Origin of the sequence: Mycolicibacterium pallens (assembly GCF_019456675.1) — a bacterium.
GTDB lineage: Bacteria > Actinomycetota > Actinomycetes > Mycobacteriales > Mycobacteriaceae > Mycobacterium > Mycobacterium crocinum.
In genome coordinates, this window is sequence record NZ_CP080333.1 from 4,588,325 (window position 1) to 4,607,846 (window position 19,522).

Genomic DNA, 19,522 nt, shown 5'->3' on the forward strand with positions numbered 1-19,522 from the left:
GTTTCATGCGCTCAGCTCGATGACGTGGGCATCCTGCACGCCCAGGTAGCGGGTCGGTGTGCAGGTCAGCACGATCACCTGCCCGTAGTCGCCGACGGTGTCGAAGACCGCGCCCATCTTGGTCAGCCGGTCGGGGTCGGTGAAGCCCAGCGCGTCGTCGATGACCACTGGTACGGAGTCTTCCTTGGCGACCAGCGCAGCACCGGCCAGCCGGGCCAGGATGCCCAGTTGTTCCTTGGCTCCGCCGGACAGTGACTCGTAGGGAACGGTGCGACCGTCCAACGTGCGGTTGCAGATTCGCAGATCACTGTCGATCTCGACCTCGAACGTCGGCCCGAAGACCGGACGCCCCAGCCGCTCGATCTCGGTGCGGAACGGTGCGACGTAGCGCTGCCGGGTGTTGTCCCGATGCCGCGCCATCACCGATCGCAGCAACTGCGCGGCCCGCGCCCGGCGAGACACCCGCGAATGCTCGGCAAAGGCATGCTCGCGGGCGATCTGGGCTGTGTCGAGGCTGCCCTGCCGCCCCTCGTTTCCGATCACGCCCAGTTCGACGGTGATGTCGTTGAGTGCCTGACTGACCTGTGCGTGCTCACGCTCCAGCTCGGTGGCGGCGGCGCTGGCCTCGGCCAACTTCGCCTGCACCGCGGCAGGGTCGGCGGCCGCGTACTGCTTGGCCAGCTCGGCTGCCGCGGAGGCGGCCTGCCGCTGCGCCTCGGCGTCCGCGGCGGCCTGGGCGGCGAGCTGCTCGTCGCCGCAGGTTGCCCGCTGTGCCGTGAGCCGTGCAGTCGCGGCGTCGAGTTCAGCACTCGCGTCGCTCAATTTGGCCCGCAGAACCGTTGCCGCCGTGCTCTTCTCGGTCAGCCGAACATTGGCGCCCGCCATCGCACGCTGGTGCAAATCGGCTTCGGCACGCGCTGTCTCGCGGGCTTCGATGGCGCTCACGAACGCCGCACGGGCCGCGCCGCCGTCGATGCCCGCGGCGAGCAGCGCCGGCGAGATCGCCTCACGCAGGGCTGCCAGCCGGGCGCGGATTTCGGTGACCCCTTCGTCCTCGCACAGCCCGGTCAGGGTCGCCGCCAGTCGATCGCGGTTGCCGGCGAGTTCCCAGCGGTGCCGCTCGAGGTTTCGCGCGCCCTCGATGTCGGTCACACCGCCCTGTCGCAGCGCCTCGGCCAGAACCTGCTGCGCTGCTTCGAGTTTCGCCTGGACCCCGGATGTGGTGGCGCCCGGATCGATCCGCACGCTGAGCACTCCGGGGAGCTCGACGCTGGTCGGTGAAGACGTCGGCGGCGCCCAGGTTTGCCCCGCGGCCAGCCGGATGGTCTGTCCCCCCACGGTCAGCTCGAGATCGGCGCCCGCGGTGAACTTCACCGTGGTGGCGGTCGCCGTGAGCTGTACCTGGATACGCTCGACCAGGGCTGCGGCCGACTCGATATCGGCCATCACCTCGGCGGTCAGCGTGATGCGGGACAGCTCGGCAGTCAGCGCCGCCAGCTGCGCTTCGATCGCTTCGATGCGGTCCAGGCGGGCGGCGAGGCGCTGCGCCTGCTCATCGGCGGCCAGCGCGTCCACCACCCGGCGAGCCTCGTCGACTGTCTCCTGGGCGGCGGCGAGGGTGGCGGTTGATTCTGCCGATGCGGCACAAGCCATTTCGACGACTTCGCGCGCGGTGTGTTCGGCTTCGATGGCGGCCGCCAGTTGCGACTGCACCTCGGCAACGGCGGCGGTGCGCGCCGCTACATCTTCGCGCAGCCGGATGCGTTCGGTCTGCGCGGCGCTCGACGCGGCGCAGGTGCCCTGTGCCGCGGTCGCGAGCAGTTCGGCTTGCCGCACCTGGTCGGCGAGCTCGGCGAGTGCGCCCGCCGCCGCCTGGGCTGCGGTCAGGCGCTCGGCGATGCTCGGGCTGCGATCGGCAAGCGCGGCCTGCTGCTGGGTGAGGTCGGCGTGCCTGCGCACTCGTTCGTCGACCTCGGCGACCGCGGCTGCGCACCGGGCCACCTCCTCGTCCGCCGCGCGCAGCTGTGCGATCGCCGCCGCCCACTCGCCCGTCGGGCGGCCCGTGGCGGTGAAGTACTTGCCGTATTCGGCATCGATGCGTTCGATCAGCAGCGGCTCGGTGCCTGACAGTGCGGCGTCGTCACCGGCCGCGAGATCCAAAGCCCGTGAGAGAGCATCACATTCGGACAGATCGACTGCGGCGGTCGAGCCGGCCTGCAGGACCCGTTGCGCGTGCCACAGGCCGGTGTCGACGGTTTCGCCGAGCATGGCCAGCACTCGCTCGTGCGCTTCGTCACCGGTGAGCTGTTCGCGGCGTGGCGCGGTGATGGTCAACTCGGTTTCGCACTTTTTGTGGAAGCGCTTGCGGTAGACGAAACGGTATGGGCCCGTGCTGATCTCGGCAAGAACCTCGGAACCAACATCGGCATGCGTTGGCTTGACCTGCTTGACGTCCTTTTTCGTCGAGCGATCCTTGGACTCCAGCAGCAGGTCGAGCGCCTCGATCATCGACGTCTTGCCGATCTCGTTGGCGCCGCACACCACGACCACGCCGTGATCGGGAAACTGGATGTCGCGGTGAGTGATTCCGCGATAGTTGGTGAGGACCAACCGGTGGAGCTTCACGCCGCGCTCCCGCCGGCCAGCCGCAGCAACAGTCCGAGCGCGCCCTGGGCGTCCTGCGCGGCTTCGTCGTCACCGGAGCGCGCGGTGTTGACCAGTTCGTCGACGGCCGCCGCGGCGAACCCGCCGATCCCCAGGTCGTCGAACTCGCCGTCGGCCGGCATCACCGCGATGCTGGTGTGCCGCTCCCAGGTGCCCAGCCAGGCGAACAGCCGGGCGTACTTGTCCAGGCAGGCGTCCAGGGCGGCGCGGTCGGTGACGGTCAGCGAGCCGGTCAACCCCAGCCGCACGACCGTGCGTTCCTTGTCGGCCAGCAGGTCGAGGTTGAGGTCCAGATCGGCGATGTCGCGGGTGTCGTCGACCTGCCGGTGCAGCGTGACGAACCGCCACCGCCCGACATGGTGGGACTCGACGGTGACCGGGTGCGCCGGGTCGGCCTCGTCGATGTCGACCAGCAGGACGTGACCGGGGTCGGCTTCGACGTCGTCGAAATTTGTCACTTCCGGTGAGCCCGAATACCAGACCCGGCGGCTGTCGCCGACGCAGGTGCGAGAGTGCTTGTCGCCCAGGGCGACATAGTGGACCGCGCCGCGCTCGACGGCCTCGGACAGCCCCGCCATCCGGATGAGCGACGGCTTACCCGGGTCGGGATCGAGGACGTCGACCCCGCCGTGGGCGACCAGAACCCGCGTCGTGCCGTCGGTGGGCAGGCCCGCCAGCACCGCGGCCACCAGGTCGGTGGTCGGCGCCTTGGTCCGCCACGGCGCGACCACCAGTTCCACGCCGGGCCGCACCTCCCACACGCCGTCGCGGTCCAACACGATCACGTTGTCCGGGCATTCGGCCCGGAACAGCGCACTGGTATAGACCGACGAGGCGTCGAGGGGATCGTGGTTGCCGGGCAGTAGATACACCGGAACACCGATGGCGCGCATGGTTTCCAGCGACTGGCTGATGACCTTCGGTGCGAGCTGGTTGTGCTCGAACACATCGCCGGCCACGACAACGAACTCCGCCCCGGTCTGCTTCGCCAAGGCCCCGAGACCGGCCACCGCGTCGCGTCGGGCCGCTGAGTACCGCGGCTGGGCTTCACCTTCCAGGAAGTGCCGCGTCATGCCGAGTTGCCAGTCGGCGGTGTGCAGAAAACGCATGCGCGGCTCCCTCCTTCAGTGTCTGCTCGATGGGCGTTGCGGCGAGTGTAGGGCGCGCCGCCGACAAGTCCGCGGACCTCGTCCGGCATGTACCGAAACCGTTTAGCCTTACCGGCGTGACTGCAGGACAACGCACCCTGATACTCATGCGCCACGCCAAATCCGACTACCCCGACGGCGTGGCCGACCACGACCGGCCGCTGGCCTCCCGCGGGATTCGCGAAGCCGGACTGGCAGGCGAGTGGTTGCGGGTCAACGTGCCATCGATTGAGTTGGTGCTGTGTTCCTCGGCGACGCGCACCCGCCAAACTCTGGATTACACCGCGATCGACGCGCCGGTGAACTACTCCGAGCGGCTCTACGGCGCCACCCCGGGGACGATGCTCGCCGAGATCAACCAGGTGCCCGACGATGTCGCGACGGTGATGGTCGTCGGCCACGAGCCGACGATGAGTCAGCTGTCCCTTGGTCTGGCCGATCCGGACCGCTCCGATCCCGAGGCGGCCGACCAAATCTCGATCAAATACCCGACTTCGGCGATCGCGGTGTTGAACGTGCCCGGCAGTTGGGCAGCGCTCGAACTCGGCGGCGCCGAGCTGGCGCTATTCCACGTGCCGCGCTAGGAATTCGTGGCGAGCGTCAGCTCCATCAACTTGATGGCCTGACCACACGCATCGATGCCCGGGGCCTGCGGGTTGACCCACCACCCGACGACACCGGCGGCATCGCTGGCCACGCCGCAGCCACCGTTGGGGTCGCTGGTCCGCATCACGATCGACGGCACACCGGCGATCGACCGGTTCTCGATCTGATACTTGAGGAACTGGCCGACCGACCGCTCGTTGTCCAGGCTGCCCTGCTCATACCAGAACCGGGTGATGTCCACCAGGCCGGCGGGGTTGGCGGCCTGCCACCGGCAGACGGCGCCGACGAACGTGCTCTGGATATCGAGCGGATCGGCACCCACCGTCTTGGCCAGGATGTCGGTGGTGAGGACGTCGCACTCCTTGAGCAGGTTCGGGTACTGCTGCGCGGAGTTGTCGTTGCGCGGCACGTTGCCCGAACCCGACTTCGCCGCGGTTCCGTCGACCGTCTTGGCGCACCCGCTGACCATGACGAGCGCACCGAGCACGGCCGCCACCGCGGTCCCGACGCAGCGGGCGCTCATTTGGAATTCACGATCGATTGCCGGGTCAGTTCCTTGGCCACGTCGCACGCCGGCGGGAAGGGCTTCTCCGCGAAGCTGACGGACCATTCGATGAAGTCGTCGTTGAACTGGATGCCGACCTCGCACAGGTTGTCCCCCAGAGTCGGATCGGTGCCGACGGCGATGAACCCGCTGTGGCCCTCGATGTTGATGTCCTCGACGCTGGTGCGCGACAGCTCCTCGGTCTTGCGTTCACGCCCGATCGGGCTGCCGCGATACCAGGTGAACGAGAAGTGCGGCCCCAGGATGCCGCCGCCGGCCAGCCACTGACAGCCGACCGAGTTCTTCGCCGTGTTCACCAGGCCGGTCACCCGGGTCTGCTCGGCCATCGTCTGGTCGGTGATACCGCCGCACTCCGGGAACATCGGCCCGTGCTTGGCGTTGGCTGACTGGGTCGCGGGCGGCTGCGAGCCTTGTGGCTGGCTGGGGCCGCTGCTGCCGTTGTTCGAGCATGCGCCGATAGAGGCCGCGAGGGCTACCGCCCCGGCAGCCAGCGCGAGTTTGCGCGTCGCCGTCATGCGCACCTGCTGCGAGTCACAGCATGCACTGTAGCGGCAGGCCCCTCACTCAACCACCGACAGGCCGCTTGACCAGCCGCTTTGTCCCGATTCACAGTTGTTGCATCCGGCACGGTGCAACAACGTGGTTGTGGCGGTATGCAACAGTAGCGAGATGCTTTTGGCGCTGCTGAGACACTATGTCCGGCCGTACCGGAGGCTGGTCGCAGCGGTGATGGCGCTGCAGACCGTCAGCACGCTGGCCTCCCTGTATCTCCCGACAGTGAACGCGGCGATCATCGACGACGGCGTAGCCAAGGGCGACACGGGGTTGATCGCTGAACTCGGTCTGGTGATGCTGGCCGTCACCGGGCTCCAGGTGGTGTGCGCGGTCGGCGCGGTCTACTTCGGTTCCCGCACCGGCATGGGCTTCGGTCGCGACCTGCGGTCGGCGATGTTCCACCACGTCACCACGTTCTCGGAGCGGGAGACCGCGCGGTTCGGGGCGCCGTCGCTGCTGACCCGGACCACCAACGACGTCCAGCAGATCCAGGTGCTCATCCAGATGACCACCACGATCCTGGTGACCGCGCCCATCATGTGCGTCGGCGGCATCATCATGGCGATCCACCAGGACGCCGGACTGTCCTGGCTGCTGCTGGTCAGCGTTCCGGTCCTGGCGCTGTCGAATTTCTGGATCGTGTCCCGGATGTTGCCGATCTTCCGGAGCATGCAACGGCTCATCGACGGCATCAACCGGGTGATGCGCGAACAGCTCTCCGGTATCCGGGTGATCCGGGCCTTCGCCCGCGAACCTTTCGAGCGGGACCGGTTCGCGGTCGCCAACGCGGCGGTGTCCGATACCGCACTGGCCGCCGGCCGGTGGCAGGCCCTGATGCTGCCGGTGACGACGTTGACCATCAACATCTCCAGCGTCGCCCTGATCTGGTTCGGCGGCCTGCGCATCGACTCCGGGCACATGCAGGTCGGCTCGCTGATCGCGTTCCTGTCCTACTTCATGCAGATCCTGATGGCCGTGTTGATGGCCACGCTGATCCTGGTGATGCTGCCCCGGGCCTCGGTCTGCGCGGAACGGATCACCGAGGTGCTGAACACCGAACCCGCGATCGGCGCCCCGGCATCGCCCCGGCTGCCCGACGGCGGAATCCGCGGTGCGGTCGAGCTGGACAAGGCGACGTTCTGCTATCCGGGTGCGGAGCGCCCTGTGCTAGAGGATGTTTCGCTGACTGCGCGGCCCGGGTCCACGACGGCGATCGTCGGCAGTACCGGATCCGGCAAGTCGACCCTGATATCGCTGATCTGCCGGCTCTACGACGTGACCGACGGTGCGATCCGGGTGGACGGCATCGACGTACGCGACTACGACCCCGAGAGCCTCTGGGCCACACTGGGTCTGGTTCCTCAGCGTGGATACCTGTTCTCCGGCACCATCGCCGACAATCTGCGGTACGGCAACGCGGAGGCCACTGAGGACGAGATGTGGTGGGCACTGCGGGTCGCCGCCGCCGACGACTTCGTCCTGGCCCATCCCGAGGGCTTGAACATGCGGGTTGCGCAGGGCGGCATCAATTTCTCCGGCGGCCAACGTCAACGGCTGGCGATCGCGCGTGCGGTGATCCGGCGCCCCGCGATCTATCTGTTCGACGATGCGTTCTCCGCCCTCGACGTGCACACCGACGCCCGGGTTCGCTCCGCGCTGCGCGAGGCATCAGCCGATGCCACGGTCATCATCGTCTCGCAGCGCATTTCAACCGTCATGCAGGCCGACACCATCGTGATGATGGACGGGGGGCGGGTGGTCGGGACCGGTACCCACGACGCGCTGCTGGCCGACTGCGAGACCTATGCGCAGTTCGCCGACTCCCAGTCGATGGGCTTGCGGGTCGGGGGTGGACGATGACCGGGCCCGCGGCGTTCCGGGGTGGCGGAATGCGCGCGCTGACCCAAGACCCGCGACAGGCCCGCTCCCGGGACTTCAAGGGTTCCGCACTGCGGCTGCTGCGGCGGCTGACCCCGCACCGATGGCCCACCGCGGCCGTCATCGGATTGTCCATCGGCGGCATCGCGCTGGGGGTCATCGGTCCGCGCATCCTCGGCCACGCCACCGACCTGTTGTTCAACGGTGTGATCGGCCGCCAACTCCCGGCCGGCATCACCAAGGAGCAGGCCGTGGCCGCCGCCCGTGCGCGCGGTGACACCACGTTCGCCGACCTGCTGTCCGGTACCAACGTGGTGCCGGGCCGAGGGGTCGACTTCCCCGCGGTAGGCCACACGCTGTTACTGGCACTGGTGCTGTATGTCGTTGCCGCCCTGCTGGTCTGGGCGCAGGCACGGCTACTCAACGTGATCGTGCAACGCACGATCACGGCATTGCGTGCCGATGTCGAGGCCAAGATCCATCGCTTGCCGTTGTCCTACTTCGATTCCCGGCAGCGCGGCGAATTGTTGAGCCGGGTGACCAACGATGTCGACAACATTCAGACTTCGGTGTCGGTGACGATCAGCCAGCTGTTGACGTCGGTGCTGACGGTGCTCGCGGTGCTCGCGGTGATGCTCAGCATTTCCCCCCTACTGGCGCTGATCACCGTGGTCACGGTTCCGTTGTCGCTGTGGGTGACCCGCGTGATCGCGCGTCGCTCGCAGAAGATGTTCATCGCCCAGTGGACCAACACCGGCCGGCTGAATGCCCACATCGAGGAGACCTACAGCGGCTTCACCGTGGTCAAGACCTTCGGGCACCGGGCCGCCGCCCAGGAAAAGTTTCGTGACTTCAACGCCGACGTCTATCACGCCAGCTTCGGCGCGCAGTTCTTCTCCGGCCTGGTCTCGCCGGCCACGACTTTCATCGGGAACCTGAGCTACGTCGCGGTCGCCGTGGTCGGTGGCTATCAGGTGGCCACCGGGCAGATCACCCTGGGCAGCATCCAGGCGTTCATCCAGTACGTCCGCCAGTTCAACCAGCCGCTGACCCAGGTTGCCGGCATGTACAACACGCTGCAATCCGGGGTGGCCAGCGCTGAGCGGGTGTTCGACTTCCTCGACGAGCCCGAGGAATCTTCGGACTCGCCAATCGCCCTGCCCGGCAACGGCAGCGGGCGTGTCGAATTCGAGAACGTGTCGTTCAGTTATCACCCCGGCACCCCGGTGATCGAGGATTTGTCGCTGATCGCCGAACCGGGCAGCACGGTGGCGATCGTGGGTCCGACCGGGGCCGGCAAGACCACGCTGGTCAATCTTCTGATGCGGTTCTATGACGTCGACGCCGGACGAATCCTGCTCGACGGCGCGGACATCCGAGATGTGAGCCGCGAATCGCTGCGCTCACGGATCGGCATGGTGCTGCAGGACACCTGGCTCTTCGGCGGCACGATCGCCGAGAACATCGCCTACGGTAAGCCCGGCGCGACCGAGGACGAAGTGCACGAGGCGGCGCGGGCCGCCTACGTGGACCGGTTCGTCCACTCGCTGCCCAATGGATACGACACCCGGGTCAGCGACGACGGCGGCAATATCAGTGCCGGCGAGAAGCAACTGATCACCATCGCCCGGGCCTTCCTGGCCCGTCCGCAGTTGTTGATTTTGGATGAGGCCACCAGTTCAGTGGACACCCGGACCGAATTGCTGATCCAGCACGCGATGACCAAATTGCGCCGGGAGCGCACGAGTTTCATCATCGCCCACCGACTCTCGACGATCCGTGACGCCGACCGCATCCTGGTCATGGAGGCCGGCCGGATCGTCGAAACGGGAAGTCACACCGAGCTTCTCGCACGCCGCGGCGCCTACTACGCGATGACGCAGGCCTAGTGTCGCGGTGACCGCTTGGGACCTGCGACCGTGTGCCGGGCCGAACCGGACCGGACCTGCGGTCGATCGGCCGCCGACTTGGCGGGCGTGGCCCCGGGCGCTTTGACTGCAGCGGGCTTCTTGGCGGCCGGCGCCGGAGGCGGCGTGCTAAAACCCAAATCGGTGAGCGCGGCCCGTACCCCGCTCTGCGCCGCCGACGACAGGTCGAAAGCTAAGTCAGACGGGTTGATCTTCGGGAACAGGCCGAATTTCGCGGGCTCACCGTAGGGAGTAGTGCGGTCGTAGCCGAGTTCGACGAGAACGCGCAGTGTCGGCTCGACGAGGTCGGCGATCGGCTTTGTCACCGCGCTCAATCCGGTCTTGTCCCCGAACGTCCGAAGCGGTACCACCAAGGGCAGCTGCTTGGCGGGAATCATGATGTATTCGGTGTCGCCGTAGGTCTGCTGATTGGTTGGGTTGGAACTGGCGTCGTTCAATTCAGCACTCGTGTATTCGATCGGGCCGGTGATGTAGCTGCTGTGTATGGCCGCACCCGCAATGAGGTTCAGCATCGCGAACGGGTTCATCGGATAGCGGGGAAAGTCCGCGATCCCGTCATATTGGCAGACGATGTCGATCGTTTTGATGCCGGTGTCCGTCGGCGTGGCACCGTAACCGTTGAGATTCACAAAGGGAATCGAGAACGGTGCGATCCGTTGCAGGAGTCCGCCATTGGGCCGGTCCGGGTTCGCCACCAGGACGAAGGTGAGTCGGCTCTTCTCCTCGTCGGACAGATCGGCGAGATTTCGCTTTTCCAGCGTGAGGATCGTCGAACTCTGCGAGTCACCGAAGACGACAACGGGGTCCGACCCGGCGCTCAACTTCTGGAGTAGAGCGGCGTCGACGATGGTGACGCCCTGCTCAATCGACTGACCGATGGTCATGTCCTGCCAACCCGACAATGGCCAGAACTGCTCCGGTGTCACGAGAGGCTCGACGTCGCAAGATTCCTTCCCGCACAACGTCGTCGGCTTGACGAAGTTCTCCATCGCGCCGTGGACGTATCTCGGGGCGCCCGAGTCGGGTGTGAACGTCGTGCCGAGGATGATCGCCGTCGCCGCGTGCACCGCAGGCGCCGCGAGAGCGGTGATCAATGCGAGCGCGGCCGCTGCGAGACCGGCGACGACCGCCGAAGTCGTTGTGCGGACACCAATACAGAACCTGGACACGTGAGCCCCTCCCCCGAAGCATCTCCCACAGGGAACTATCTCGGGGGTCGGGACCTACGCGGTCAGTAGTGGACTACTGCACTTGGTCGCTGCCACTACGGATCAACGGATCCGCGTGTTACAGCCCGGGGCCTTCCGCACGCAGGTCGTCCACCTGAGCCATGGCCGACCGCAGCTTCGCCAGCCATTCCTCGGCATGCTCACCTACCAGTCGCACGCTCCAGGCCAGTGCATCCGAGCGCGACCGGGCGACGCCGGCATCGACCAAGGTGTCGAGTACCTGGCGTTCGGGTTGCTTCAGACGGGTCATCACCGGAACGGCGATGTGGGTGAACAGGATTCGCTCATTCCCTACTTCGACACCCCAGGACACCTTGCGGCCGTACTTGTCCTGGGCCTCTTCGGCGATCCGGATGCGCTCGGATCGGGTATCTTCGCGGAACCGCGAGGCTCGGCCCGCGGCGCGCGCTTCACTGTCGGGTTTGTCGGCAGCCTCGGGCAGCCGCCCGATGACGGTGATCTCTTCACGGTCGACGATCACCGTCGGGTCTGCGGCGAACCATCCGTCGGGAAGACGTCCGGCGAACCACTCGCCGGCGTCGGTGGCATCGGGCTGGTCGGCCTGCTGCCAACCGCCGGGGCGGCCAGGCCGCCGATGTGTGTGTTGGTGCTTCATGAATTACATGATTACACCGTTACACCGTTTGCGCGACAGCTTCGCTCCCAGCGAACAGTCGCAGCTCAGAGGCTGTTGGTGTTACTCGGCCCGGCGCGCCCGGAACAGTTTGACCTCATCTTGAATGCCCTTGAGACGACGTGCCCTGGCGAACGACCAGCTGAACGACGGGTCCTCCCCGATCTCGTCCCGGGCGGCTTCGGACACCAGGACCGATCCGGGCCGGGACACCGAGGTGACGCGGCTGGCCAGGTTCACCGGGCTGCCGAACCAATCCCCCGCGCGGCTCACCGCCGGTCCGTAGGACAGGCCCACACGCAACTGCGGCAGCGCCTCATCCGCCTCGGTCGCCTCGACGAGGCTCAACATCGCATCGAGCAATGCCGCCGTATCCGTCGACACCATCATCACCGCGTCCCCGATCGTCTTGACGAACCGCACTGGCGGTACCGCCACATTGCGGGCCGCGTCGGCGAGGCGGTTGGCGAGTTGCTCGAGTTCCTCGGGCGGCACCATTTCGCCCAGCCGGGTGAAGCCCACGAGGTCGGCGAAGGCGATTGCGACCTGTCGGGCGCCGGGAAGCGATGCGCCGACGGCACGTTCGTTGGCATTGATGGCCTCGGTCTCCATGGCGTGGCGCAACTGCAGCATCAGCATGTCCTGGACCATCGGTCCGATCAACGGTTCGGCGGCGCTGACCAACACCTGAGCACTCTTGGCCATCTCGAGTTCAGTGGTGCCCGGGTGCTGCATCGTCGCGGCCACCGCGGTGTAGCGCATCGCCTCCGCTGCGTGCGAAAGTCCTTCTGCGAGAACGCGAACCACGGTCAACAGCCGATCCGGATCGAATCCCAAGTCGAGAAAGCGCTTGATGTGCACGGCCGACTCGGCATCGGGTTTGAGGAACACCGCCGCGTCGGGATCGTCGACCGTCGACAGTCCGCTGGCACGCTGGAATCGCCTGAGCTGGTCGAGATCCAGACCGGTCTGCTCACTGATCTGCCGGGCTGACAGCCGGGTCCCGTCATCACCGAAGATCCGGCGACCGGGCAGCAGCATCGGCGCGACGGCTCCCCGGATCTCCTCGACGGTGATGCCCTGCTCCACCAACCACGGAATCAACTCAGCCCGTTGGCTTCGGGCATCGCCCGTGAGCCCGTCGAGCAGCCCGGCGGCCTCCGGGTCGACAGCTTCGGTCACCGACACAACGTATACCGTCGATCCTGATGTCACGGTCCCCGCTCCTCGAGGGGTTGCCGCCGATCGGCTCGTCCGACGCCCGGCTGCTGATCCTCGGCAACATGCCCAGTGTGCTGTCGCTGGCCAGTGGGCACTACTACGGGAACCCGCGAAATGCGTTCTGGCGCATCATCGCCGACCTGTTCGGTGGTGAGCCGGACGCCCCCTACGAGCAGCGGACCGAAGTGCTGAAGCGCCACGGTATCGCCGTCTGGGACGTGCTGAAGCACTGCCGCCGCGTCGGCAGCCTGGACTCGGCGGTCGAGCCTGACAGTATGGTGGCCAACGACTTCGGCACGTTCTTCGCCGCCCAGCGACGTATCGAGCGGGTGTACTTCAACGGTGCGGCCGCCGAACGCAACTTCACCCGACTCGTCCACCTCGACCTGCCGGTCGTGTTTCGTCGTCTGCCGTCGACCAGCCCCGCGCAAACCATGCGTTTCGCCGACAAACTGGCGGCCTGGAGTGCGGCGCTGGCAGAGGCTCGATAAGGCTCCGACGAGGCTGCGGGTCTGCCTATCCTCGTCGAGTGGCGGTCGACATCACGGCGTGCCGAACATGTGGTGCGCAGCCGCGCGAGGGCGCACGATTCTGTGACTCTTGCGGCGCGTCGCTGGCCTACAGCGACATACCGGCGGAGTACAAGCAGGTCACCGTGCTGATCGCCGACGTAGTGCGGTCGATGGATCTCGCCGCCGCGCTCGGCGCGGAGCGGTTGCGGGAGATCATGACCGCTCTGGTCACCCGCGCCACCGTGGTGATGACCCGCTACGGCGGCACCGTCGACAAATTCACCGGTGACGGCATCATGGCGATTTTCGGGGCGCCAGTCGCCCTCGAAGACCACGCGTTCCGTGCGTGCCTGGCGGCGCTGGATCTGCAGAAGGAAGCCGGCGAGCTGGCCGCGGTCATCCAGAAACTCGACGGTCAGCACTTCATGCTGCGCGTCGGCTTGAACTCCGGTCAGGTCATCACCGGCGACATCACGTCGAGCCCGACGAGTTGGACCGCGATCGGCGAACAGGTCGGGCTGGCTCAACGAATGGAGTCGGTGGCACCGCCCGGCGGGGTGATGCTCAGTGACTCCACGGCCCGCCTCGTCGAGGGCACCGTCGAACTGGGTGAGACGGAACTGGTTCACGTCAAGGGTGCCCGAGAACCCAAACCGGCGCGACGCCTGTTGGGGACGTCGGTCGGCCTGCGGCGCCGGCGGACCACCGAGACCACGTTGGTCGGCCGCACGTGGGAGTTGGCCAGTATCGCGGGCATGCTCGATGAAGCCATCGGCGGAGCCGGCTGCGTCGTGGGCCTGGTGGGTCCGGCCGGAATCGGCAAGAGCCGCATTGTTCGGGAGATCACCGCGCAGGCGGATGCGCGCGATGTTGACGTGTTCACCGCCTACTGCGAATCGCACACCAGCGACCTGCCCTTCCACGCGGCCGCCGCCCTGCTGACTGCCAGCTTGGACATCGCCGGGTTGGACAAGGCGACGGCCAGGGCGAAGGTGCGTGATCGGGTTGTCGCCGAGGCCGATGACCTGTTGCTCATCGACGACCTTCTCGGGATCGCCGACCCCGGCGTCGAGCCGCCGGCGATCGAGGCCGACGCCCGACGGCGCCGCTTGACCGGGCTCCTGGATATCGCGCTGATGACCCGGCACCGGCCGACGGTGTTCGTGGTCGAGGATGCGCACTGGATCGACGGGCCGAGTGAGGTGATATTGACCAGCCTTCTCGACGTGGCCCCGCAGACACCGACGGTCGTGCTGGTGACGTACCGGCCGGAGTACCGGGGCGCGCTGGCCAATGCGCAGGGCGCTCAGACGATCACCCTTCGGCCATTGAGCAATACACAGACCGCAACACTGATCGGCGAACTGCTGGGGCGGGACGCCTCAGTTCAGGGTCTCGTCGAGCACATCGCCGATCGCGCTGCGGGCAATCCGTTCTTCGCCGAGGAGATCGTCCGTGATCTCGTCGAACGCGGTGTGCTGACTGGAGTTCGGGCCAAGTACACCTGCGGCGTCAACCTCGCCGATATCCGCGTCCCGGCGACTCTGCAGGCCGCCATCGCCGCGCGCATCGACCGTCTCGGGCCTGCCGCCAAACGCACGCTGTCGGCGGCGTCGGTGATCGGTTCCCGCTTCAGTCCGGATCTTCTCGAGAGCTTGGGCGTCACACCATCTCTCGATGAGTTGATCGATGCCGAACTCGTGACCCGCGTGCAGTTCACCTCGCAACACGATTACGCGTTCCGGCACCCCCTGATTCGCACTGTTGCGTACGAGTCGCAGCTCAAGTCCAACCGCACCGAGTTGCACCGGCGGCTCGCCGGGATCATCCAGTCGCAAAGCTGCGGCGACGACAAGGCCGCCGCGATCGCCGAGCACTTCGAGGCGGCGGGCGACCTGCGCACCGCATTCGACTGGCACATGCGGGCCGGCCAGTGGCTGACCAACCGCGGTATCGCCGCGGCCCGCACCAGTTGGGAACGTGCCAAACAGGTGGCCGACAGACTTCCACCCGGCGAGCGCGATCTGCTGTCCCTGCGGATTGCACCCCGGACACTGTTGTGCGCCAGCGCCTATCGCGGTGGCGGCCGAGTCGATGACACCGGATTCGATGAGCTTCGCGGTCTCTGCGAACAAGCCGGTGACAAGAGGTCGCTCGCAATCGCGATGGCCGGCCTGCCGGTATCGATGAATCTGCTCAATCGAATTCGTGAGGCCGCCGTGATCGCCACCGAACAGGAAGAGCTCGTCGAGTCGATCGGTGATCCCCTCCTGACGGTCGGACTGTTGCACGGCGTGATCTCCACCAGGCTGCACGCCGGTGAGGCGGTCGCGGCGATGAGGACCGCACAGCGCGTGATCGACGAGGCCGCCGGCGATACGACAATGGGTGAACTGCTGATCGGGTCCCCGCTCGCCCAAGCGACGATGCTCCGCGGAGTCGCTCGGTGCGTCCTCGGCCGCCCCGGATGGCGCGAAGACCTCAACGAAGCGGTTACCCTGGCGAGCGGATCCGATCCGGTCACCCGGGTAATCGTCGTTTCCTATCCGTCCGGAATGCTGTTTCTCAATGGCGTGTTCGTCGCCGACGACGAATACTTCGGTGCGGTGCACGAGGCGTTCAGCACTGCCGAACAGTCGGGCGACGACTTCACGCTCGGCATGGCCGGGTTCGCCTACGGCGCAGCATCAATGGCCCGCGATGACATCGACCCGGCGATCGGCGCGCAGGTGCTGGACGAGGTTCTCGAACTGGGCGTGCAGGTACAGAACCTTTTCGGGGCGATCCCGCCGGGTATCGCGCTGGCGGCGTACCGCGCGAGATTTGGCAACCTCGACGCCGCGATTCGGATGTCGCGGACAGTGGTTGACGACACCTTCGATAGTGGTGACATGATCCTGCGCGGCCCCGCGACGTTGACACTGGTCGAAGCGCTGCTGCAGCGCGGCGCCGAAGACGATGTGCGCCAAGCACGTTCGGCGATCGATCGGCTTGCCGCGGTGCCAACCGATCCTGGCTTCGTATTGTTCGACCTACCACTGCTGCGGATGCGCGCTCTAATCGCCCAGTCAGACGGTGACGGCGCCGGCTATCGCGACTTCCGCGACCGGTATCGGGCAAGGGCGAACGCGCTTGATTTTCAAGGTCATATGGCGCTTGCCGACGCCATGCCCTAGGACACCGGCGGCCGCCGGTTCGCCCACGGGCGAGCGATCTCGATCTGGTGGCTCAGCGACAGCAGCGTGGCCTCGTCGGAGGGCCGGCCCACGAGCTGCAACGACATCGGCACCCCTTCGTTGTCCAGACCCCACGGCACGACCGCGGCAGGCTGGCCCGTCGCGTTGAAAACGGCCTGGAACGGCACCCGCCGCGACACCATGGCCAGCGTCGTCAGCCCGCCACGGTGCTGGTACTGCCCGATTTTCGACGGACCCGTCGCCGTGCCGGGCGTGATCAACACGTCGACGTGATCGAAAATCGACTGCACCCGCGCCGCCAAAGCCGGCTCCGCGGCCCGGATCCGGGCGATCTGCGCATCCGAGATCATCCGACCCAGCCGGGTGATGCCCTTGGTCCTGGGCTCCAACCGCTCCCGATGCGGTAGCGCGGCGGCGTCGTCGTACGCGCCGCGCCACATCCGGGGCAGCACATGGCCGTAGGCTGCCCACGCCGGATAGTCGGGGTTGCGCCAGATCACCTCGTGCCCGAGGTCACGCAACAACGTTTCGGCATCGTCGAGCGCTTTCTGCTGGGACAGGCCGACCCGCCCCATCATCAGCGGGGGAAGCTTGGAGCTCAAGGCAATTCGCAGCCGGCCCGGCTCGCGGCTCGCGGCGGCGACGAACCCGCCTGACGGGCCGGGCAGCTGCGTCGTCGCATCGAGGAACAGTGCGGCGTCCTCGACCGTGCGCGTCATCGGACCGTTGACCGACAGACCGCACCACGCGTCGTCGTGCGGTGCGATCGGCACCCGGTCCCGCTGCGGCTTGAGCCCGAACAACCCGCACCAGGTGGACGGAATGCGGATGGACCCCGCCCCATCGGACCCCAATGCCATCGGGGCCAGACCAGCGGCCACCGCAGCCCCGCTGCCGCCGCTACTCCCGCCGGGAGTGCGTTCCAGGTCCCAGGGGTTGTGCGTGGCGCCGAACGCCACGGTCTCGGTAAACGACCACAGCATCAACTCGGGAACGGCGGTCTTGCCCAGGATCACCGCGCCGGCCTCACGCAGCCGTCGCACCACCTCGGCGTCCGCCGTCGGCGCCAGTCCGTAGGCGCTGCTGCCGTAGCAGGTGAATTCGTCGGCGACGTCGACGTCGTCCTTGATGGCGATCGGAACCCCGAGCAGTGGCCGCCGTTCGCCGGCGTCGAGCAACTCTTGTGCGGCTGCGGCCTCCCGCCGCGCAGTCTCGGCGAGCACCACGCGGTAGGCGCGCAGTTCCCGATCGACGCGGGCGATCCGGTCCAGGTACAACTCCAACAGGGCGGGTGCGGTGATGGTGCCGTTGACGAGCATGCGGGCCTGCTCGGCAGCACCGGCGAAGGCAATGTCGGTGGAGTCCATCTCCCGCAGCCTAACCCCGACCGCTACGGTGGCGAGATGGCATGCGTGTTCTGCGAGATCGTCGCCGGTACGGCGCCAGCCATCCGCGTTTACGAAGACGACGATTTTCTCGGCATTCTCGACATCAGGCCGTTCACCCGGGGCCACACGCTGGTGGTGCCCAAGCGGCACAGCGTCGATCTGACCGACACGCCGGCCGACACTCTCGCCGGGATGCTCGCCGTCGGGCAGCGGATCGCACAGGCGACGCGCGCGTCGCAGCTCGGGGCGACCGGAAACAACATCGCCATCAACGACGGTAAGTCGGCCATGCAGACGGTGTTCCACATTCATCTGCACGTGATTCCGCGGCGCGATGGCGACAAGTTGTCGTTCGCCAAAGGCATGCTGCTGCGCCGCGATCCGGACCGCGAAGGCACCGGACGGATATTGCGCGAAGCCCTGTCCCAGCTCGACACAACCGGATGAGAGTGCCATGACCTCGTTGAGCAACCGGGCTCTGATGCTTTTCGTCAAGGGGCACGACACGTTGTACCGGCGCACCCACGGCTGGATTGGGCACCGGATACCCGGGGCACCCCCGTCGTTGATGCTGCACACGGTGGGAGCGAAAACCGGTCAGCCACGGTCGATTCTGCTCGCCTACTACCGCGACGGTGACGACTACCTCGTCGTCGCATCCAATGGCGGGGCGGACCGCAACCCGGCCTGGTACCACAATCTGCGCGCGCGGCCGAAGGTCGAAATCAACCTCGGCAGAAAGCGTTTGGCGGTCACCGCACACATCCTGCTGCCGGACGACCCGGACTACGCGCGGCTATGGCAGATCTGCGACGCGAAGAACGGCGGCCGCTACAGCTCTTACCAGAAGGGCACCACGCGGCCGATTCCGGTCGTACGCCTGACTCCCTGAGCGCGAAAGCTGTTGCGCTAGAACAGCTCTTTGGCCAGCAGCTCCAGCGTCGCCTCGCGGCCCGGTGCGGTCGCCGGGTCGGTGCCGCGATGCGCCGACGCGACCGGGTTGACCATCACCTCGTCGACGTCGAATTCCTCGGCCACCGCACGAATCTGATCGGCGGCCTCCGCCGGTGCGCCCATGACGGCCTTGGCACGCCCGGCCGCGATCACGGCTTCGGCTTGCGGGTGCATGGTGATCGCCGCCGCGTCCTCGACCAGATCCAGCGGGCCGAGCGGCTGGCCGGTGCGCAGCCGGGCCATCATCTGCAGGTTCGGCAGCAGCAGCGCCTCGGCCTCGGACCGCGTCGGCGCGACCACCGCGTTCACCGTCATGAACGTGACGGGCTCCGCGGCCACCGCACTCGGCCGGAACTCCGCCCGGTACGTCGCCAACGCCTCGACGGTGCCCTGCCCGGCGAAGTGGTGGGCGAACACGTACGGCAGACCCTTGGCGGCCGCCAGATGCGCGGAATACATCGACGAGCCCAGCAACCACAGCCGCGGCTCCTTCACCGCCGCCGGTGTGGCCTTGAGGATGTAGTCCTGGTTGCGGATCGGAATCCGCACCCCGTGCGCACTCATCAGCGCCGCGACGTCGTCCAGGTATTGCGGGAAGTTCTCGATATCCGAATCGTCGCGGGTGCCACGCAACATGTACGACGTCACCGGATCCGAGCCCGGCGCCCGTCCGATCCCCAGATCGATGCGCCCCGGCGCGGCGGCCTCCAGTAACGCGAACTGCTCCGCGACGGCCAGCGGCGCGTGGTTGGGCAACATCACGCCACCCGAACCGAGCCGCAGCTGGGTGGTCTGGGCGGCCAGGTAGGCGAGCACCACCGGCGGGCTGGTCGCCGCCACGGCAGGCATGTTGTGGTGTTCGGCCACCCAGTAGCGGGTGAATCCCAGGCGGTCGGCGGTCTGGGCCAGCCGCACGGTCGCCGCCAGCGCATCGGAGGTGCTCTGGTCGGTGCGTACCGGGACGAGGTCGAGGACAGAAAGCCGCATAGTCACCTCAACGATACGAGTGTGCGCATGCTTCCCCTCACCGGAGGGCAGGAGCG

General features: G+C 67.1%; 16 protein-coding genes. 7 read left to right on the forward strand and 9 right to left on the reverse strand.

Translation table 11 applies throughout. From position 1 onward, the window contains the following. Positions 1-3 precede the first annotated feature (3 nt). Together K0O64_RS22310 and K0O64_RS22315 are read right to left on the reverse strand one after the other, a co-directional pair. Positions 4-2,625 (reverse strand): AAA family ATPase, encoded by a 2,622-nt coding sequence (locus K0O64_RS22310; RefSeq protein ID WP_096312079.1) that lies wholly within the window; start codon positions 2,623-2,625, stop codon positions 4-6. After that, a complete protein-coding gene (locus tag K0O64_RS22315; protein WP_096312080.1) occupies positions 2,622-3,773 on the reverse strand; it encodes a metallophosphoesterase family protein in 1,152 nt (383 codons plus the stop codon). The genes K0O64_RS22310 and K0O64_RS22315 overlap by 4 nt, the downstream gene beginning before the upstream one ends. 116 nt (positions 3,774-3,889) lie before the next feature. Between K0O64_RS22315 and K0O64_RS22320 the strand changes: the two genes are divergently transcribed. Beyond that, positions 3,890-4,396, forward strand: a complete 507-nt coding sequence (locus K0O64_RS22320) for a SixA phosphatase family protein (protein WP_425574791.1) — start codon at positions 3,890-3,892, stop codon at positions 4,394-4,396. Here K0O64_RS22320 and K0O64_RS22325 read toward each other — a convergent pair. Together K0O64_RS22325 and K0O64_RS22330 are read right to left on the reverse strand one after the other, a co-directional pair. Further along, complete coding sequence (locus tag K0O64_RS22325) at positions 4,393-4,887, reverse strand: DUF3558 domain-containing protein (protein ID WP_425574795.1); 495 nt, start codon at positions 4,885-4,887, stop codon at positions 4,393-4,395. The two genes, K0O64_RS22320 and K0O64_RS22325, sit on opposite strands and share 4 nt — an antisense overlap. A gap of 50 nt (positions 4,888-4,937) precedes the next feature. After that, positions 4,938-5,504, reverse strand: a complete 567-nt coding sequence (locus K0O64_RS22330; protein WP_425574792.1) for a DUF3558 domain-containing protein — start codon at positions 5,502-5,504, stop codon at positions 4,938-4,940. 148 nt (positions 5,505-5,652) lie between these two features. Here K0O64_RS22330 and K0O64_RS22335 point away from each other — a divergent pair, with 148 nt between their 5' ends. Continuing rightward, positions 5,653-7,398, forward strand: coding sequence for an ABC transporter ATP-binding protein (locus K0O64_RS22335; protein ID WP_096312082.1), 1,746 nt, complete (start codon positions 5,653-5,655; stop codon positions 7,396-7,398). Then, entirely contained in the window at positions 7,395-9,305 is a 1,911-nt protein-coding gene (locus K0O64_RS22340; protein ID WP_096312083.1) for an ABC transporter ATP-binding protein, read from the forward strand. Before K0O64_RS22335 ends, K0O64_RS22340 begins: the two co-directional genes overlap by 4 nt. On the opposite strand, the gene K0O64_RS22345 is transcribed toward K0O64_RS22340, so the two are convergent. The 3 genes from K0O64_RS22345 to K0O64_RS22355 form a co-directional block, all read right to left on the reverse strand. Beyond that, positions 9,302-10,513: a PE-PPE domain-containing protein gene (locus tag K0O64_RS22345; protein WP_125477485.1), complete on the reverse strand. Its 1,212-nt coding sequence runs from the start codon at positions 10,511-10,513 to the stop codon at positions 9,302-9,304. The two genes, K0O64_RS22340 and K0O64_RS22345, sit on opposite strands and share 4 nt — an antisense overlap. A 118-nt stretch (positions 10,514-10,631) precedes the next feature. Then, positions 10,632-11,189: an ATP-binding transcription factor AbmR gene (gene abmR / locus K0O64_RS22350; protein WP_071949609.1), complete on the reverse strand. Its 558-nt coding sequence runs from the start codon at positions 11,187-11,189 to the stop codon at positions 10,632-10,634. Positions 11,190-11,270: 81 nt separating this feature from the next. Then, positions 11,271-12,389 (reverse strand): adenylate/guanylate cyclase domain-containing protein, encoded by a 1,119-nt coding sequence (locus K0O64_RS22355; protein WP_071950374.1) that lies wholly within the window; start codon positions 12,387-12,389, stop codon positions 11,271-11,273. Between the two features lie 26 nt (positions 12,390-12,415). Between K0O64_RS22355 and K0O64_RS22360 the strand changes: the two genes are divergently transcribed. Together K0O64_RS22360 and K0O64_RS22365 are read left to right on the forward strand one after the other, a co-directional pair. Further along, positions 12,416-12,919: a DNA-deoxyinosine glycosylase gene (locus K0O64_RS22360; protein WP_071949608.1), complete on the forward strand. Its 504-nt coding sequence runs from the start codon at positions 12,416-12,418 to the stop codon at positions 12,917-12,919. 38 nt (positions 12,920-12,957) lie between these two features. Next, positions 12,958-16,116, forward strand: coding sequence for an AAA family ATPase (locus K0O64_RS22365; protein WP_225933514.1), 3,159 nt, complete (start codon positions 12,958-12,960; stop codon positions 16,114-16,116). On the opposite strand, the gene K0O64_RS22370 is transcribed toward K0O64_RS22365, so the two are convergent. After that, positions 16,113-17,504, reverse strand: coding sequence for an amidase (locus tag K0O64_RS22370; protein ID WP_096312085.1), 1,392 nt, complete (start codon positions 17,502-17,504; stop codon positions 16,113-16,115). The two genes, K0O64_RS22365 and K0O64_RS22370, sit on opposite strands and share 4 nt — an antisense overlap. Before the next feature lie 36 nt (positions 17,505-17,540). On the opposite strand from K0O64_RS22370, the gene K0O64_RS22375 reads away from it, so the two are divergent. After that, on the forward strand, positions 17,541-17,972 hold the full coding sequence (locus K0O64_RS22375) for an HIT family protein (protein ID WP_071949606.1): 432 nt from the start codon (positions 17,541-17,543) through the stop codon (positions 17,970-17,972). A gap of 7 nt (positions 17,973-17,979) precedes the next feature. After that, entirely contained in the window at positions 17,980-18,417 is a 438-nt protein-coding gene (locus K0O64_RS22380) for a nitroreductase family deazaflavin-dependent oxidoreductase (RefSeq protein WP_071949605.1), read from the forward strand. Positions 18,418-18,434: 17 nt separating this feature from the next. Here K0O64_RS22380 and K0O64_RS22385 read toward each other — a convergent pair whose 3' ends face one another. Beyond that, complete coding sequence (locus tag K0O64_RS22385) at positions 18,435-19,466, reverse strand: LLM class flavin-dependent oxidoreductase (RefSeq protein WP_096312086.1); 1,032 nt, start codon at positions 19,464-19,466, stop codon at positions 18,435-18,437. Between the last annotated feature and the right edge of the window lie 56 nt (positions 19,467-19,522).

Excerpts from the sequence above, each read along its gene's own strand:
- K0O64_RS22315 (WP_096312080.1), bottom strand. The coding sequence starts at position 3,773 with ATGCGTTTTCTGCACACCGCCGACTGGCAACTCGGCATGACGCGGCAC.
- K0O64_RS22325 (WP_425574795.1), bottom strand. The coding sequence starts at position 4,887 with ATGGTCAGCGGGTGCGCCAAGACGGTCGACGGAACCGCGGCGAAGTCG.
- K0O64_RS22335 (WP_096312082.1), top strand. The coding sequence starts at position 5,653 with ATGCTTTTGGCGCTGCTGAGACACTATGTCCGGCCGTACCGGAGGCTG.
- K0O64_RS22340 (WP_096312083.1), top strand. The coding sequence starts at position 7,395 with ATGACCGGGCCCGCGGCGTTCCGGGGTGGCGGAATGCGCGCGCTGACC.
- abmR (WP_071949609.1), bottom strand. The coding sequence starts at position 11,189 with ATGAAGCACCAACACACACATCGGCGGCCTGGCCGCCCCGGCGGTTGG.
- K0O64_RS22360 (WP_071949608.1), top strand. The coding sequence starts at position 12,416 with ATGTCACGGTCCCCGCTCCTCGAGGGGTTGCCGCCGATCGGCTCGTCC.
- K0O64_RS22370 (WP_096312085.1), bottom strand. The coding sequence starts at position 17,504 with ATGGACTCCACCGACATTGCCTTCGCCGGTGCTGCCGAGCAGGCCCGC.
- K0O64_RS22375 (WP_071949606.1), top strand. The coding sequence starts at position 17,541 with ATGGCATGCGTGTTCTGCGAGATCGTCGCCGGTACGGCGCCAGCCATC.
- K0O64_RS22380 (WP_071949605.1), top strand. The coding sequence starts at position 17,980 with ATGACCTCGTTGAGCAACCGGGCTCTGATGCTTTTCGTCAAGGGGCAC.
- K0O64_RS22385 (WP_096312086.1), bottom strand. The coding sequence starts at position 19,466 with ATGCGGCTTTCTGTCCTCGACCTCGTCCCGGTACGCACCGACCAGAGC.